Annotated in this window: 20 protein-coding genes; 10 read left to right on the forward strand and 10 right to left on the reverse strand. The window is 58.7% G+C overall.

All coding sequences use genetic code 11. The features are described 5' to 3' along the window. From AQ1_RS15520 to AQ1_RS11315, 8 genes are all read left to right on the forward strand, one after another. A partial coding sequence (locus AQ1_RS15520) for a hypothetical protein (protein ID WP_042087359.1) occupies window positions 1-481 on the forward strand: 481 nt, incomplete at its 5' end. Continuing rightward, window positions 478-1,176, forward strand: coding sequence for a conjugal transfer protein TrbF (trbF, locus tag AQ1_RS11285; RefSeq protein ID WP_042087361.1), 699 nt, complete (start codon window positions 478-480; stop codon window positions 1,174-1,176). The genes AQ1_RS15520 and trbF, both read left to right, overlap by 4 nt. Further along, entirely contained in the window at window positions 1,173-2,207 is a 1,035-nt protein-coding gene (trbG, locus tag AQ1_RS11290; RefSeq protein ID WP_042087362.1) for a P-type conjugative transfer protein TrbG, read from the forward strand. The genes trbF and trbG overlap by 4 nt, the downstream gene beginning before the upstream one ends. Continuing rightward, window positions 2,207-3,502 (forward strand): TraB/TrbI/VirB10 family type IV secretion system protein, encoded by a 1,296-nt coding sequence (locus AQ1_RS11295; RefSeq protein WP_462687133.1) that lies wholly within the window; start codon window positions 2,207-2,209, stop codon window positions 3,500-3,502. Before trbG ends, AQ1_RS11295 begins: the two co-directional genes overlap by 1 nt. A gap of 10 nt (window positions 3,503-3,512) precedes the next feature. Then, window positions 3,513-3,764 carry a DUF2274 domain-containing protein gene (locus AQ1_RS11300; RefSeq protein ID WP_042087367.1) on the forward strand — a complete coding sequence of 84 codons (252 nt, stop codon included), beginning with the start codon at window positions 3,513-3,515 and terminating at the stop codon, window positions 3,762-3,764. A gap of 3 nt (window positions 3,765-3,767) precedes the next feature. Further along, a complete protein-coding gene (locus AQ1_RS11305) occupies window positions 3,768-4,076 on the forward strand; it encodes a DUF736 domain-containing protein (protein ID WP_042087368.1) in 309 nt (102 codons plus the stop codon). A gap of 67 nt (window positions 4,077-4,143) precedes the next feature. Continuing rightward, window positions 4,144-4,788, forward strand: coding sequence for a type IV toxin-antitoxin system AbiEi family antitoxin domain-containing protein (locus AQ1_RS11310; protein WP_313982392.1), 645 nt, complete (start codon window positions 4,144-4,146; stop codon window positions 4,786-4,788). Next, window positions 4,778-5,692 (forward strand): nucleotidyl transferase AbiEii/AbiGii toxin family protein, encoded by a 915-nt coding sequence (locus tag AQ1_RS11315; RefSeq protein ID WP_042087369.1) that lies wholly within the window; start codon window positions 4,778-4,780, stop codon window positions 5,690-5,692. Before AQ1_RS11310 ends, AQ1_RS11315 begins: the two co-directional genes overlap by 11 nt. A gap of 64 nt (window positions 5,693-5,756) precedes the next feature. Here the strand turns inward: AQ1_RS11315 and AQ1_RS11320 are convergent, their stop codons facing one another. The 9 genes from AQ1_RS11320 to AQ1_RS11360 all read right to left on the reverse strand — a co-directional run bounded on the left by AQ1_RS11320 (window position 5,757) and on the right by AQ1_RS11360 (window position 12,202). Further along, on the reverse strand, window positions 5,757-6,536 hold the full coding sequence (locus AQ1_RS11320; protein WP_313982395.1) for a class I SAM-dependent methyltransferase: 780 nt from the start codon (window positions 6,534-6,536) through the stop codon (window positions 5,757-5,759). After that, on the reverse strand, window positions 6,529-7,674 hold the full coding sequence (locus tag AQ1_RS11325; protein ID WP_042087370.1) for a cysteine desulfurase family protein: 1,146 nt from the start codon (window positions 7,672-7,674) through the stop codon (window positions 6,529-6,531). The genes AQ1_RS11320 and AQ1_RS11325 overlap by 8 nt, the downstream gene beginning before the upstream one ends. Before the next feature lie 3 nt (window positions 7,675-7,677). Continuing rightward, window positions 7,678-8,031, reverse strand: a complete 354-nt coding sequence (locus tag AQ1_RS11330) for a DsrE/DsrF/TusD sulfur relay family protein (protein WP_042087372.1) — start codon at window positions 8,029-8,031, stop codon at window positions 7,678-7,680. Between the two features lie 63 nt (window positions 8,032-8,094). Beyond that, window positions 8,095-8,505 (reverse strand): porin, encoded by a 411-nt coding sequence (locus AQ1_RS11335; protein WP_042087374.1) that lies wholly within the window; start codon window positions 8,503-8,505, stop codon window positions 8,095-8,097. A gap of 78 nt (window positions 8,506-8,583) precedes the next feature. After that, complete coding sequence (locus AQ1_RS11340; protein WP_161760583.1) at window positions 8,584-9,243, reverse strand: porin; 660 nt, start codon at window positions 9,241-9,243, stop codon at window positions 8,584-8,586. 182 nt (window positions 9,244-9,425) lie between these two features. Beyond that, entirely contained in the window at window positions 9,426-9,674 is a 249-nt protein-coding gene (locus tag AQ1_RS15525; RefSeq protein WP_313982399.1) for an SHOCT domain-containing protein, read from the reverse strand. A gap of 253 nt (window positions 9,675-9,927) precedes the next feature. Then, window positions 9,928-10,248 carry a hypothetical protein gene (locus tag AQ1_RS11350; protein ID WP_042087376.1) on the reverse strand — a complete coding sequence of 107 codons (321 nt, stop codon included), beginning with the start codon at window positions 10,246-10,248 and terminating at the stop codon, window positions 9,928-9,930. A 101-nt stretch (window positions 10,249-10,349) separates the two neighbouring features. Further along, window positions 10,350-11,360, reverse strand: a complete 1,011-nt coding sequence (locus AQ1_RS11355) for a VTT domain-containing protein (RefSeq protein WP_042087377.1) — start codon at window positions 11,358-11,360, stop codon at window positions 10,350-10,352. After that, window positions 11,357-12,202, reverse strand: a complete 846-nt coding sequence (locus AQ1_RS11360; RefSeq protein WP_042087378.1) for a sterol desaturase family protein — start codon at window positions 12,200-12,202, stop codon at window positions 11,357-11,359. The genes AQ1_RS11355 and AQ1_RS11360 overlap by 4 nt, the downstream gene beginning before the upstream one ends. A gap of 80 nt (window positions 12,203-12,282) precedes the next feature. Between AQ1_RS11360 and AQ1_RS11365 the strand changes: the two genes are divergently transcribed. Beyond that, window positions 12,283-12,948, forward strand: a complete 666-nt coding sequence (locus AQ1_RS11365; protein WP_042087379.1) for an ArsR/SmtB family transcription factor — start codon at window positions 12,283-12,285, stop codon at window positions 12,946-12,948. A gap of 534 nt (window positions 12,949-13,482) precedes the next feature. Further along, complete coding sequence (locus AQ1_RS11370) at window positions 13,483-14,835, forward strand: hypothetical protein (RefSeq protein ID WP_152550427.1); 1,353 nt, start codon at window positions 13,483-13,485, stop codon at window positions 14,833-14,835. A gap of 46 nt (window positions 14,836-14,881) precedes the next feature. Here AQ1_RS11370 and AQ1_RS11375 read toward each other — a convergent pair whose 3' ends face one another. Then, window positions 14,882-15,409: an HNH endonuclease gene (locus AQ1_RS11375; protein WP_150007453.1), complete on the reverse strand. Its 528-nt coding sequence runs from the start codon at window positions 15,407-15,409 to the stop codon at window positions 14,882-14,884. Window positions 15,410-15,537 lie beyond the last annotated feature (128 nt).

The following is a 15,537-nucleotide window of genomic DNA, read 5'->3' on the forward strand; positions in this document are numbered from 1 at the left end:
CGCCGCCGCCGGCGCCAGTGTTGCGATGGGCGGCGCGCGTGCGCTGGGGGCCGGCGCTGGCGGTGCGACTAGGGCGGCCGCTTCTGTCGCCGGCGGAGCAAGCACCGCCTATGGCTTCGGGCGCGCTGCTTCAGGGGCCTCCGGTTCGGCCGGTGTCGCTGCCGGCGTCACAGGCATGACCCGTGCTGGCGTCGGCGCCGTTGGACAAGGCATCCGCGATGTTGCCGCCCGGGCGACCGCCGGCGTTCGCCAGTCCTTTTCCGATGGCGCGCGCGGCGCGTTCACCGCCACGGGCGGCGTACTTCCCGGCGGAACCGATATCCCGGCCGCGACCGCGGCAGCGAGCGGCGCGCCGGATTGGGCGCAAAGGCTGCGGCGCGAGCAGCGGATGCGCGAGGGCGTGAGCGTCGCCGCGCACACCGTCCGAGACGGCGACCGGCCCGTATCCGGCGAGAACCCACGGCTCAGGGATGACGAATGATGTTCAAGAGATCGACGACCGCATACGGACAGACGCCCGAACCGGTGACCCCTTACCAGAAGGCCGCGCAGGTCTGGGACGAGCGTATCGGTTCCGCCCGCGTTCAGGCGCGGAACTGGCGCTACATGGCCTTCGGTTGTCTGGCGCTCGCCATGGGCCTTTCGGGCGGCGCTGTCTGGCAAGCGGGGCGCAGCACCATCACGCCCTATGTGGTTGAAGTCGACAATCTCGGCGAGGTGCGCGCCGTCGGCCCGGCTATCTCCGCCTACGAACCAACTGATGCCCAGATTGCCTATCACCTGGCGCGCTTCATCGAGAATGTCCGCTCGCTATCGATTGATCCGATCGTCGTGCGCCAGAACTGGCTCAGGGCCTATGGCTTCACCACGACCGAGGCGGCGAACACTCTCAACGAATACGCCCGCGAGAACGATCCTTTCTCCAAGGTCGGCCAGCGCACCGTCACCGTTGAAGTGACAAGCGTCGTGCGTTCGTCCTCGGGTAGCTTTGACGTGCGCTGGCGCGAACAGACATTCGAGAACGGATCGCTCGCAGGCACGACCCGATACACCGCCGTTCTCTCTATCCTTCTCCAGCGCCCGCGCACCGAAGAGACGCTCAGAAAGAATCCCCTCGGCATCTATGTCCGCGCGCTCAATTGGAGCCGCGACCACATCCCCGGAGACAACCAATGAAGAAGATCAGCATCCTCGCCCTGTCCGGTCTGCTCGCGGCTTGCGCCCACAAGGAGCTTCCACCGGAGATCAGCTATGACGGCGCCGATTTTGACGCCGCGACGCTCGCCGCCGAGCCGCTGCGTCCCGTCCGCATCGTAACAATTCCCGAGCCGCTGCCATTGCCGGGTCAGTTGAAGCCCGCGCCGAATGACAGTGCCCAGCCGGCGCCGGACACGCGATCGGCGGAAGAGCGGGTGGAGGACGCCAACGCCGCCGCCGCCATGGAGCCGACTGCGGACGGCTACATCAACGCCATTCAGGTCTACCCCTATACGGAAGGCGCGCTCTATCAACTCTATACGGCGCCGAGCCAAGTGAGCGACATCGCGCTTCAGAAGGGCGAGAAGATCGTTTCCGCCTCCGCCGGCGATACCGTGCGCTGGGTCATCGGCGACACGGTGAGCGGTGATGGGGACAATGCCCGCGCTCATGTGCTGGTGAAGCCGATCAAGGGAGACCTCAAGACTAATCTCGTCATCATCACAGACCGGCGCGCCTATCATCTGGAGCTTACGAGCACGCCCGAGACCTATATGGCCTCGGTGTCCTGGACATATCCCCATGACGCACTTCTGGCGCTTCGCCGGGACAACAAAGCCGCCGAGGAGTCCGATACCCAGGTCGTCGACAAAGGCCTCGATATCGACAAGCTGCGTTTCCGCTACGCCGTCAGTGGCGACAACCCGCCATGGCGGCCGGTGCGCGTCTTCGACGATACGCATAAGGTCTATATCCAGTTTCCGGCGCGCCTCGATCAGGGCGAGGCGCCGCCGCTCTTCGTCGTTGGGCCGGACGGGGACAACCAGCTCGTCAACTACCGGGTGCGCGGGCGCTATTACATTGTCGATCGGCTGTTCGCCGCCGCCGAGCTCCGGCTTGGCGAGGAGCCGCAGCAAGTGGTGCGCATCACCCGCACCGACGGCCGTCCCGCCGTGACCAGCCGTGAACGGTCGGACGCTATCGGCGCGTTCGACGCCGGAGATCGCTGATGGCGCCGTCCCGCGACGACGATATGGGGCATGGCGAGCCGCCGGGCGCGGGTGCGGCCAAGGTCGATGCGGAAACGCTCGCCCTGCGCGCCAAGCCGCGCCCGGTGACACGGATCAACCGACGTGTACTGATATTGCTGTCCGGCACGGGGCTTCTTCTGATCTTCGGCGCGACCATCTTCGCCCTCGATCCGCCGCGTCTGTTCGACCGCAATGAGACCGGCCGCGAACTGATCCGGACCGACAACACGCCGACGCCCGAAGGACTCGAAGGATTGCCACGCAATTACGGTGATCTGCCGAAACCGGTCGAACTCGGACCGCCGCTGCCGGGCGACCTTGGCGGCGCCATTCTGGACAAGGAGCGCGAGCTTGGCGTAGGGCCGTCGTCCGATTTGCCGTTCCGTCCGAATCCCGAGGATGACGCAGCGCGCGCCGAGCGCATCCGTCAGGCGCGGCTTGCGAGCCAAGGCCGCGAATCCGGCGTCTTCTTTCAGCTCTCGACGCGAACGAAGGGCGCAACGAACACGCCGGCCACAATCGGCAATGCGGTTCCTGCACCAGGCCCGGCTGAACGCAATCCCTTCGACGGCCTCCGCACGGCGGAGGCCGATCAAGGGCTCGGGCTTGATCTCGCAAACGACCAGAACCTCCAGGGTCGCAAGCTCGATTTCCTTAAGCAAGGGGTCGAGGAGAACATCTATAATCCCCACGCACTTCAGGACCCGGCATCGCTCTATCAGGTGATGGCCGGAACCATCATCCCGGCGAGCCTTGTCACCGGCGTCAACTCCGACCTGCCGGGCCGCGTCATCGCGCAGGTGACCGAGAATGTCTATGACACCGTCTCGGGACGCTTCCTGCTGATCCCGCAGGGCGCGCGCGTCATCGGAACCTATGACAGCGTCATTGCTTTCGGCCAGAGCCGCGCGCTTGTCGTCTGGCAACGGATCATCATGCCCGACGGTTCTTCGGTCGTGATCGAAAACCTGCCGGCCACCGATACGGCCGGCTATGCCGGCCTCGAAGACGAGGTGAACTTCCATACATGGCGGCTGTTGAAGGGCATCGTGCTTTCGACGCTGCTCGGCGTCGGGACGGAGCTCAGCTTCGGCGACGACGAGGGCGATCTCGTCAAGGCGATCCGCGAGTCGACCCAGGACAGCGCCAACCGGGTCGGCCAGCGCATCACCGAGCGCAACCTCAACATCCAGCCCACCATCATCATCCGCCCCGGCTGGCCGCTTCGCATCATCGTGCATTCGGACTTGGTGCTCAGGCCCTACCGCGGATGAGGAGACGACCATGACACTTAAGCTCGACAAGCTCCCTGACCGCGAGCCAGCAAAGGTCACATTCACCGCGAGCCCGGAGCTCAAGGCCGCCTTGACCGATTACGCCGAAATCTACCGGCGCACCTATGGCCACAAGGAAGGGGTGGCGGACCTCATTCCCTTCATGCTGGAGGCGTTCATGAGCGCCGATCCCGGCTTCAAGCGGGCGCGCAAAGCTTTGGCTGACGTGCGTCCATCGTCAACCCAAGCAAAGGAGACCTGAGAGATGGCTACGATTGGCAGCTTCACCGCCGGCAAGGACGGCTATGTCGGAACGATCCGGACCCTGACGGTCAACGTCAAGGCCAGGATCGTAGCAAATGACCAGAAAAAGAGCGAGGGCGCGCCGGATTTCCGCGTCTACGCCGGCCGCGCCGAGCTTGGCGCCGCCTGGAAGGCCAAGACCAATAGCGAGGAGCCACGGGATTATCTCAGCGTCCAGCTCGACGACCCGAGCTTCCCCGAGCCCATCCGGGCGGCCCTGTTCGAGGAGGATGGCGCAGCGTTCCTGGTGTGGAATAGGCGGGAGGGGTAGGATTTTTGCGATCCTCGTATTGCCAAGGGCGGAGGCGTTGTGATAAAAAGGCGGCATTCAATAATATATGCCGACCTTTTATCACATGCGAAACGACCAGTCCGAAACCCAGCGCGAACGCGCCCTACGCCTTCTCAAGAGCCACGGAATCATGCGCCTTTCGGAGCTGAAACAGGCCGGCGTCCACTATCAGACGCTGGCCCGCATGGCGGGGGACGGCGCCGTACTTCGGCAGTCGCGGGGGCTCTATCAACTGCCCGACGCCGATTTCGACCTGTCTCACGGCCTCGCCGAGGTCGCTAAGGCCGTCCCGAAGGGCGTCATTTGCCTGATCTCGGCGCTTCAATTCCATGAACTCACGCTTCAAGTCCCGCCCTTTGTCTGGGTGGCAATCGGCCGAAAGCAAAAGCTTCCGCGGATCGATTTTCCGCCCATCCGGCCGATCCGGTTCGGCGAAAAGGCGATGTCCGTCGGCATAGAAAAACATGTCATCGACGGTGTCGAAACACCCATATTCGACCCGGCGAAGACCGTGGTCGATTGCTTTCGCTACCGCAAGCAGGTTGGGATCGATGTCGCGCTCGAAGGCCTGCGCATCGCTGTCCGCAAACGCAAAGCGCGCCCCGACGATATCGTGCGCTTCGCCAAAGAGCTCAAAATCTGGTCAGTGATCAGACCCTATCTCGATGCGACGCTTGCCGATGAAGGATAAGCCCAAAAACGTCGCGCAGTCTGTTCGCGATCGCCTTAAGGCGGCCGCGCCTCGGTTAAAGCTCGACTACAATCTCATCCTGGTCCGCTATGTCCTTGAGCGGCTCCTGTTCCGCCTGAGCGCATCGCGGCACAAAGACCGCTTCGCGCTCAAGGGCGCGATGCTGTTCGTCGCCTGGACCGAGGATGTCATTCGGCCGACGCGTGATCTTGATCTTTTGGGTTTTGGGGATTCCGAGATTGAAGAGATACGCGGCGCGTTCGCGGACATTCTTGGGACCCAAGTTCCTGACGACGGCGTTGTCTTCGACTTGAACGCTCTCGAAGCGGAGCCCATCCGAGCCGATCAACTCTATGACGGCGTTCGGGTTTCCGCGCTCGCCTTCGTCGGTTCCGCGCGGGTGTCGGTGCAAATCGACATCGGCTTCGGCGACGCCGTGACGCCCGGGCTCGACGAGCGCGACTATCCAACGCTTCTCGACATGCCTGCGCCCCGGCTGAAAACCTATCCGCGCGAAACGGTTGTGGCGGAAAAGTTCGAAGCGATCGTTTCCATCGGTACGCGGACAAGCCGCATGAAGGATTTTTACGATCTCTTCTGTCTGGCGCGCATGTTCGAGTTTGACGGCAAGACCCTATCGGCGGCCATCCGCGCGACGTTCGACCGGCGGGGAACCGAAGTGCCAACGGAACTCCCGCCGGCGCTGTCGGCCGAATTCGCTGAAGACGCCGACGTGAATGAAAGATGGGCGGCTTTCGTCAGAAGAACTCCCCTTTTTGTCGCGCCGCCGCCACTGGTCAAATTGGTTGATGAGCTGCAGAAATTCCTGCTACCGCCAGTACATGCAGCGGCAGGCGCAAAAAGCGAGTCAAAGAACTGGTCGCCGGAATCTGGCTGGATCTGAAGGACCTGCGCGAAACTTCTAAATAGTCTGAGAAAACCATATGTAAAATATTGTCTTCTCCGAATTAAACAAAGTTTGAGAGGGGCCTTGCCTTGATTGTTGCTCGTTCCTCTACCACACTGGGATCGAGACAATTCGGCTTGGTCGCCGATACAGCGATGAAAGCCGCGCCGAGAGTCGTCCGTGGTCCAAGCCAGGAATCAAACGGCGCGAGCAAGCGCGCCGCGACGCCCCAGGGCGGATAGTAAACAGCGCCGCGCACTGTCTCGACGACAAATCCCGCCCTCTTCAGGGGCTTTTGAAGCTCGCGAGCCGTTCGAAAGCGCGCCCTGCGCCAGAGAGGATTGCCCATCCGTCCACGAATGCGACGCCTTGCTGCCCATAGATTCCATCGCCCAAGCTCGCCGATAACGAAACGCCCGCCGGGACGCAGAGTCCTAACAGCTTCGCTTAGGATCGCATCGGGATTATCGATGAAACAAAGGACCGTGATGGCAATGACCGCATCGAACGCTCCCGATGGAAATGGAAGGTTCTGAGCATCTGCGACTTCGAAACGGATATCTGCGTCTTCCTCACGCGCTCGTTCGCGAGCTGCGTCTATTGCCTCTGCGGATAAATCCACACCGCAGACATTGGCGCCGCGTTTCGACAGTGCGATAGCAAGGTCCCCATCGCCGCAACCAATATCCAATATGCGCTTCCCGTGAACATCGCCGAGCATCTCCAAGATCAGCGTCCGTTCGATATCGTCGGTCACGCGGCCGAGCATGCTCGCGCGCCAATTGGCATAGGCGGACGCAAAGTCCGAAGACTCTGCCTGCTCGCACGAACCCTTAGCCAAGTCCTGTACCTCCGGCGTTCGCCGGAATGGTATTGACAAGGGCGTTCATAACCGCGTCGATTTCCTCACGGGTCGTCGCGCGGCCCAGGCTGAACCGGATCGCACCCATGCCGACATTCGACGCTACGCCCATGGCTTCGAGCACCGGCGAGAGTTCTATCCGCCCCGAATGACAGGCGGAACCAGTTGAGGCCGCCACTTCAGGAATTACGGCGAGGATGTCGGCGCCGTTCCTTCCAATGAAGGAAACGTTCAGCGTGTTCGGCAACCGTTCGTCCGGATGACCGTTGAGGATAACGACGTTTCCGAATCGGTCCTTGAGCATCGCCCAGAAAGCATCTCGGAGCGTCCTTGTCTTCTGCATCGAGGTCAGATCGCGCGCAAGGGCGCAGGCTTCACCAAGCGCGCTGGCCAGTATGGTGCTTTCTGTGCCGGCGCGTCGGCCGGCTTCATGGCCTGCTCCATGGATCAGCGGTTCGGGGTGGATTCCCTGGCGGATATAGAGCGCCCCAATGCCCTTCGGCGCATAGAGCTTGTGCCCGGCGATGGTCAGAAGATCGACGCCGAGATCGTCCACGTGTGTGGGGACCTTTCCAACCGACTGGGCCGCATCGGTATGAAACGGAATGCCGTGCCCGTGGGCGATGGCTGAGCATTCTTCAATGGGCTGAAGTGTTCCCACTTCATTGTTCGCGTGCATGATGCTGATGAGCACCGTATCAGGCGTAATCGCCCGGCGCAGGTCATCAGGATCAATGCGTCCCGTGCCATCAACAGGCAAAAAGGTCACCGACGCGCCCAACCTTTCGAGAAAGCGTAAAGGCGCCGTGATCGCCGGATGCTCAACGCTCGTGGTGATGAAATGGCGGCGTGGTTTATCGGTCGCGAAGAACGCGCCTTTAAGTGCAAAATTGTTGGCTTCACTGCCTCCGCTTGTAAATACGATTTCTTCAGGTGCGCAGCCGAGCAGATCGGCGATTTGTCCGCGCGGCTTTTCGATCATCGCGCGCGCCGGCGCGCCCGCCCAATGCAGGCTCGATGGATTGCCGTAAGGGCCATCCATGGCGTCGCGCATCACCGCGGCGACTTCCGGCGCAATCGGCGTGCTGGCATTGTGGTCGAGATAAATCCGTTGCATTGGCTAGAACACCAACGCCTTGTCGGCCGCTGCCGTGGCTTCGGCAAGTTCATTCATCGTGCTTCTCTGTGCGCCCTCCATGATGTCGTCGTCGGTCATGCCGCGCGCATCCATGCAGGTCCCGCATAGGAGCACAGCGCCCTTGCCGCCGATTACGCGTTTCAGCATGCGCTCGATATTGTAATAGCCGTCGGGCGTTTTCTGTCCTTTGCGCGCGGCGACCACCGCATCGGCCATCAGAAACAAGGTGATATCCGTCGTCGGATCGCGTTTTAGCAGCGCATGAACAAGGCGCAGCGCATTGTAGCAGCGCTCGGTTCCGTAGGGCGGATCGTTGAGGATGAAGAGCGCGTTCATTGCGGCTTTTTCCTTTTCTGCATCATCGTTCCTGTTCCCGAAAGGGTGGGGAGCCTCTCAATATCAATACCCCACGGCGATCTGGAGCGTCACGATGCTCTGGTCCGGCCGGTTGTTCTGCTGGTCAACAAAGGTGTAATCCAAACTGACCTTGGCGTTGTGACCCTTGATAAAATAGTTCGACCCGACGCTGATGAAATCAGTAGCGCCTTTCCGATCGACATCAATCGTTTCGAAACGCCCATAAGGCTGGAGGCGGCCCGGACCGATTTCGCCGGGAATGAGATACCCGGCCTGGACGTAATAGTTCTGCGCGTCGTCGCCGGCCGCGAGATCGGAAAAATTGTGCGTCTGCGTGCTGTTTTTGATATCGATATAGGCCGCTTCGACTGTGACGGCTCCATCGCCCAGCGGATGGTCCAAGAAGAAATCGGCTGTCCAAACGCGATTGTCCTGGCCCGCAACGCCGTTCAAAGTTAAGCCGCTCTGTGTGTCGTAGCCGAAGCTGACGCTCAGGACCTTTTTCGTTCCGAGATACGTGCCTTGATTGAACTATCCTTTTTCGGGGTCGAGCAGATTGAGCGCAACACGGCCCACGAAACGGAGCTTATCGTCGGGATTGTTATCGTTCTCCACGCCTTCGGAGACCATGAATCTGTACTGAATGAGCCCGTCAAAGGGATTGCCCCAGATGGTTACGCCGTCATCGCGGCCGACCTTGCTGGCGTAAAAGATATTTCCGCGCACGCCGCCCTGTAGAAAGGGAAGGTCGGTCGTGAGAAGGGTCTTGGTCGAGGTCGTGCCGAAGCTGCGGGTCAAGGGAACGTACATTCTCCCGGCTTGGATCTTGAACGCCTCATCCAGTTTGATCGTAATCCAGAAATCGCGGAATGCGACGCCGCTTCCCAGGCCCAGTGAAGAATTGTTGAGCCCTTCCTGGCCAAGCCGATCCGACGCGATATGCGTAAAGAACTCGAAATAGGGGGTGACCTGACCTTTCAAGGACAGATAGACCCTTCTGGCCATGAAATCATTCAGGTTACTGCCGTTCGATTTACCATTCTCGACAAACTGATACCAGCCTTGTCCCCAGAAGCCGATTTCCAACTTGGCGTTGTCGTCGATTTCGAATTCGACTCCGGCGCGGGCGGCGCTGGCCGTCCAGCAAGCGCATATCGCCAAACCGATCATCATCCGCTTTGGCCAATTCATCTTTCCTCTCCGCGCTGTATAAGGTTCGACATCAAACATCAGACGGCCGAAATGCCATCATCCTCAGCATGGACCGTTTCGAACCCCGAGGCGTTTCAATGCCTGATCGCACCATGCGCCTCAACGCTGCCGGACTCGAAGGATGAAGGCGTGTGCTTCAGTGCCGAACACTGCGGAGAAGATCAGTCGCCCAGGACGCGCCGGCGCTCCTCGAATTCTTCCTTGTCGATTTCGCCGCGAGCATACCGCTCTTTCAGGATATCGAGCGGTGTGCGTTCTCGCGGTTGATGCTGCTGCGGCTGTCCTCCGGGCCATGGCCCGCCGAGCCAACGCACGAGCAGAACCGCAAGGGCGATCACCACTGCCAAGACAAGAATCATAATCGGTGGCCCGAAGATCATGCCGTACCATCCTCCTCCCCAGTCCATCATATGGTGACCGTATCCATACCTCGTCGGGTCAGACGGCTCTTGCGCCCAACTCCAAGTGGGCGCCAAAACAAACGCCAAACCCGCCGCTGCAGTGGCGCCAATTCGAATGACAGTAGTGGTGAGTATTCGGCGTTCCGTCATCTTTTCACTCCCCAGTATTCCATCCCTATTCGATGGCCTTAACTGCGCTGTCACCTGTTCCGAGCGTTTCTGATGACGGCTTGGAAAACACGCAGCAGGCAAAACTTCCAAGTCACTCTTGGCCGGAGTCGTCCGCATCGCCTGATTGCATTTGTTCCATGCACGATTGCATATGCGTCATCATCTGAGAACGCATCTGGTCTCGTTGGGATTCATCCATTGGGCTCATCTGCCCCATGCAGGACTGCATTTGCTGCATCATTCCCTGCATCATCTGTTGCTGCATCGGGCCCATGGCTTGGCCTTGCTCCGGCTCGGGCGTTGGCGCCGTTTCTTCTTGTGCGCTGGCTGAGCTTAGGGCCGAGAAAGTTGCCACTGTCGCCAAAATGCCTATTGCAGCAGCAGTATTTCTTATCGAATAAAGCCGTTTCATTTGCCCGTCTCCTTTTTGGGTTTTCTATTTCACGATCCCGACCTACAGTTGAACATAAGTAACCAATCCATGTTCCCTTGTCGGATAATCTTTGATCTCGATCAATTTCCTTTTGCTTTAGTGTGTCCATCCTTCGCGTCTGCTACTTTCAATCCCAAGGCGTTCCACCGTTCCATGCCGCCGCGCAAGACCGCGACATTCTTGAAGCCTGCATCATGAAGCATGGCGTAAGCCGCCGCCGAGCGTTTGTCGGTCCGACAAACCAAAATGAGAGGTTTGTCCTGTTCCGCTTTGATTTCGCTCAGACGACGGGACAGCGCATCGACCGGCAGATTCAACGCGCCGGGGATATGGCCTAGCGGGCCCGTGAACTCGTCCGTGCCACGCACATCGACTACCAGCGTCGTTTGACCTTTATTGAGCTGCTGATGCAGTTCCGCGGGCTCGGTCCAAGTGACGCCGCCTTGACGCAAGCGCTTGATCAGGCGCGGCAAGACGGCAATGGTGGCGAGAAGTCCGAGCGCGAGGAGCCCGTAGCGGATCGCCGAAGCGTCGCCGGAAAGCGCTTCCCGGCCGGCATGACCCAACCAGGTATAAGCGATGGCGCCGGGCGCCATGCAGATGAGCGACGTCATGACATAGGATAGGAACCTGATACGGGTAAGGCCCAGCGCGTAATTGGTCAGATTGAACGGAAACAGCGGCACCAGCCGGACAAAGGCGACAAAGCGCCATCCTTCGGCTTCGACGCCTTCGATTAGCCGTTTAAGCTGTCCACCCGCCTTGCGCGCGATCCAGTCACCGCCGATGGAACGTGCGACAAGGAAAGCGAGGCTGGCCCCGATGGTAGCGCCGACAAGGTTGAATGCGGCGCCCCACACCGGTCCGAAGAGCGCCCCGCCAGCCAGCGCGAAGAGCGAGCCCGGCAGAAACACAACGGTTCCGACCGCGTAAAGGCAGACATAGGCGATAGGCGCCCAAACTCCTAAGCCTGAAAGCGCTGCATCGAGCGCAGCCGGGTCGAGCCGGTCGCGGTTCAGCGCCGCCCAGGTGATGGCGGCCGCCACACTGGCAAGAAGGAGAAGCTTGGGAATTACCGTTCGCGCCTTCATTGCCGCTCGTTCCTTTCGCGGTTGATGGGGTAGCCGATGGCCGGCCCGCGCAGCGGTTGGACCAGCATTCGGTCGAGCCACAAATCGCGCTGTGTACGGAACTGTTCGATGCCGATCGTCATGGCCTCATGCTCCTCTCTCGGCTGAGCGCGGTAGGTGCCCAGAAGGCGATCCCACCAGGGCAGATTGAAGCCGAAATTGCTGTTGGTCTCGGGCGGATAGATTGAGTGGTGAACGCGATGCATGTCGGGCGTCACCACGAACCAGCGCAGCACCCGGTCGAGTCCGCTTTGTATACGGACATTGCCGTGGTTGAACATCGACGTGGCGTTCAGGAGAATCTCGAAGGCAAACACGGCGATGGCCGGCGGTCCCAGCGCCAGGACGACACCGAGCTTTATGCCCATCGAAAGAAGGATTTCCACCGGGTGAAACCGCAGGCCCGTGGTCACGTCGAATTCCAGATCGGCGTGATGCATGCGGTGCAGCCGCCACAAGGCGGGCACGGCGTGGAACATCACATGCTGGAGATAGACGGCGAGATCGAGCGCGAGCAGCGACCCGACGAGGACGAGCCAAACGGGCGCCTCGATGATATTGAAGAGACCCCAGCCCCGCGCCTCCGCCGTCAGCGCAAGCCCGACAGCGACAACTGGGAACGCCAGTCGAAGAAGCACCGTGTTGGCGACGACGACACCAAGATTGTTGGGCCAGCGGACACGGCGGGAAATCTCCCGCCACCGGCGCGGCGCCGTCGCCTCCCACGCCGCCATAATGACGAGGATTCCAAGAAAGAAGGCGATGCGGATTGCCGGTTCATTCGCCAGGAGTGCGTCGGTCATGGGCGTAGGTCCCTTGTGTGGGACTGGGAATGGCTTTATATTCAAGTAATCAATTGAATAATATAATCTAAGGTTTGCTCATGTCAATCGGTCCCAAACAGGCCCTGTTCGCGGAATTCGCAACTGTCGCCCGAGCGCTCGGGTCCCCGCATCGTTTGGAAATTCTCGAACATCTGGGTCAGGGCGAGTGCGGCGTCGAGGCTTTGGCGGAGCGGGTCGGCCTCTCGATCGCCAATGCGTCCCAGCATTTGCAGCACTTGAAGCGCGCCGGGCTCGTCGCCGCGCGGCGCGACGGCAAGTTCGTGCTGTACCAGCTTGCGGATGATCGCGTGCTTGCGCTGATGGCGGCGCTTTTCGACGTGGGTAAACGTAATCTCGCCGAAGCGGACAGGATCCTCAGAGACTACTTTATCGCGCGCGACAGCATGGAGCCGGTTACGCGCAACGATCTATTGCAACGGACGCGAGACGGGCTGGTCATGGTTCTGGATGTACGGCCTGCTGACGAATTTGCGGCGGGTCATCTGCCCGGCGCGGTCAACATTCCACTCAAAGACCTCGAAGCCCGGCTTGCCGAACTCGATCCGTCACAGGAAATCGTCGCTTATTGCCGAGGTCCTTATTGTATTCTGTCCTTCGAAGCCGTCGCCAAGCTGCGTGCAAAAGGTTTTCGCGTGCGCCGCCTCGAAGACGGATTGCCCGAATGGCGCGCCGCCGGACTACCTCTTGTGACTGGTATTCGATGAGGCGAGGCTGCGTGAAATAAGTATGAAACGGCTCATGGCAAATTCCTTCAAAACGCTTACATACACTCAAAGGCAACGCTAATGGTCGCGCCGCTATTTGCTGTATCGGAGATAGCAATAACTCACCGGACGAGATCAGGGTGAGACGGCTTGTCGGATGAAGATGGCCCATCACGCCGCCGCTTGGAAAAGGCCCTGCTGATATCGATGGTTGCATGCCCCCGCAACCAATAAAACCAAGGGCTTAGCCAGAAATGGCCAAGCCCTTTTCCATGCCACGGAAGCAATACGGAAGCAGCGGGGGCGGGGCGATCCGGCGGGGGCTGCCGTACGACGAAAGGCGACCTGCAATCTTGCCTGAGCGAGTTCCGTTCACTTATCCGACCTACTTGATGGGGAGAAAAGTCAACCCGGAGTACAAGTACGCCCCGGGAATTGGTTTACATCGGGCTCCTTTCGGATAAATTCCAAGCAGCGCTCTTGACCGGCTGCGGAATGCGTCACGTTCGGAGCTGAAATTTAAGGATACAGGCAGTGCATCTCTGGGAAATAGTTAGAAGGAGCGTAGCTAAGAGAAAGCGCGTCCGGCGGAGAAAATCGAGCCTACCTCCACTGCCTCAGCACCAGCAAGGCCTAGAAGTTAAAAAAGGCGATACTTTTCGAACTGGTAATATTACTTTTTCTCTTAAAGATTTGGATGAAAATAAGCGAAGAGCCGAATTGGCGCTTTCTTTGGGCCTTCCATCTTGGGCGGGCAGTTTTTCATGCGGTGCGATATTTCATCTGGAGCGGCCACTGAATCCGGTCCAGCTCCATGTCGGCGCAAGTGAAGTGCGCATTCCTCCCCACGGTAAGCACATTGAGGTAGCGTTTAAACACGCCCAGCAAGAAATCCACATTTCCGCTTATCGTCTTGCAGAGCAGGCTTTAGATGTCATTGCTGCGCAGAGCTTCGATATTTCTGAAATAATGAATCCTCTGCGGGAATATTGCATATGGTGGAAGGGCGAAGATGGGATTGTTCTACGTTCTGTTTCGACTATGCGGTTCGCGCCGCAAATGCACTTCAAAGTAGAAATTCTTGATCCTGACGGCAATCGCAGGACGCAGCAGAAGCCGACCCTAAGTTGGCATCCGTCGCTCGCATATTTCCGCCGGGCACAAGCTGCAACCGACTTACATGAGGCCTATCGGAACCTTTTTCTGGCATTGGAAGCGCTATTAAGTGAGGTTTGCCCTTGGAGCCGTGGCGACGGCGAGCGCCGGTGGTTGCAAGCTGCTTTAAAGCACGTAGTGGAAGGCTACGGACTGGACATGCGCAAATATATAACGCGTCTTAGAGGAAATCCTTATCGACAATTTATTAAGGAACAATACAGCGTACGCCGGTGCGCTTTGTTCCACGCGAAATTATCCGAGCGCCCAATCATACCTGGTGATATTAAAGACCGCGAAGAATTGGTGCGAGCAGCAGATAACTTGAACAAACTGTATATAGAGTTGGCAAAGAGGGTTACGGGATTCTTATTTCCTTCGAGTGTTGTTGCCGAGAGGGCCTTGGATGATTCGGTATCTAGCATGTTACGTGGTGATTTTTACCTGGATGCATCAGTGAACGGTAGCACAGAGACAGTTAAGTTAAATAAAATAGATGTAGAAAAATTTAAATATGGAAATCAAATTGTTCGTAGTGGGACTTTGAGGTGGAAGCTTGATCGAGCTGTTGAAGAGATAACCCGGGTTTGGTCGGTAATAATTTCAGATGGCGTTGCCGATGATGGAATTTCGAGCGACTCTATATTTTCAGCAGATGGCATAGATGTTTTTGAATTTGTTGTGCGAGTTGAAATGGTAAGCAGTGACAGCATTGCAGATTGGTTTGTTTAAACATCGATGGCGAGATTTCCGTATCCGGTGAGTTCTCCGCGAAATTTTATGAAGATGACGGATTTATTTGCCACTGCTTGAGGCTTACAAATATAGCCTTTAGTGGCTCCGGGAGGTAAGCGCGGGGGGCGCTGCCCATTCCCTCAATGAGCTCGTTTGCGTACAGATCAGAAGCTGGTGGGTGAGGCCCCAAGCCTAATTGAAGATCCTGCTTAATTGTTTCTAAAGATAAACCGCGCGCAATCCCCATACGCGTCTGCTGAACTATTTCAGCTTGTGGCAACGGGCAATTCCATATTTCGATAACGCCCAAGGTAATGCTACGCCCAAAATGAAGAACAGCGTGGCATGCGACACAGATCGTGATTAAATTATCGATCGCGTTGTCATCGGAATGTGCGAGGTGATGTACGTGCATGTTTTTGATCGCGCGATGCTCACAGGTGGAACATGTATAATCGTCGCGTTCTAAAACAGTTCTTCTTATCCGGTTCCACTCGGCCCTTGGTGGACGCTTGGGCCACCAAAGCGCGGGATTCGTAATCGCGGGCCGCAAGTCAAAACGGTTAGTCATAAATGCGTCCTTTTACGGGCTTTTAGCTGTTTCCTGGCTCGGCCGAGCTAATTCCGCTTCAATTGCTTCTGTTTCTGGTTCCCTTACATACATGTTGAACCGCCCCGGGATTGCCGGAGGCCATTTTG

This window comes from Iodidimonas nitroreducens (assembly GCA_000710935.1).
Lineage (GTDB): Bacteria > Pseudomonadota > Alphaproteobacteria > Sphingomonadales > Rhodothalassiaceae > Iodidimonas > Iodidimonas nitroreducens.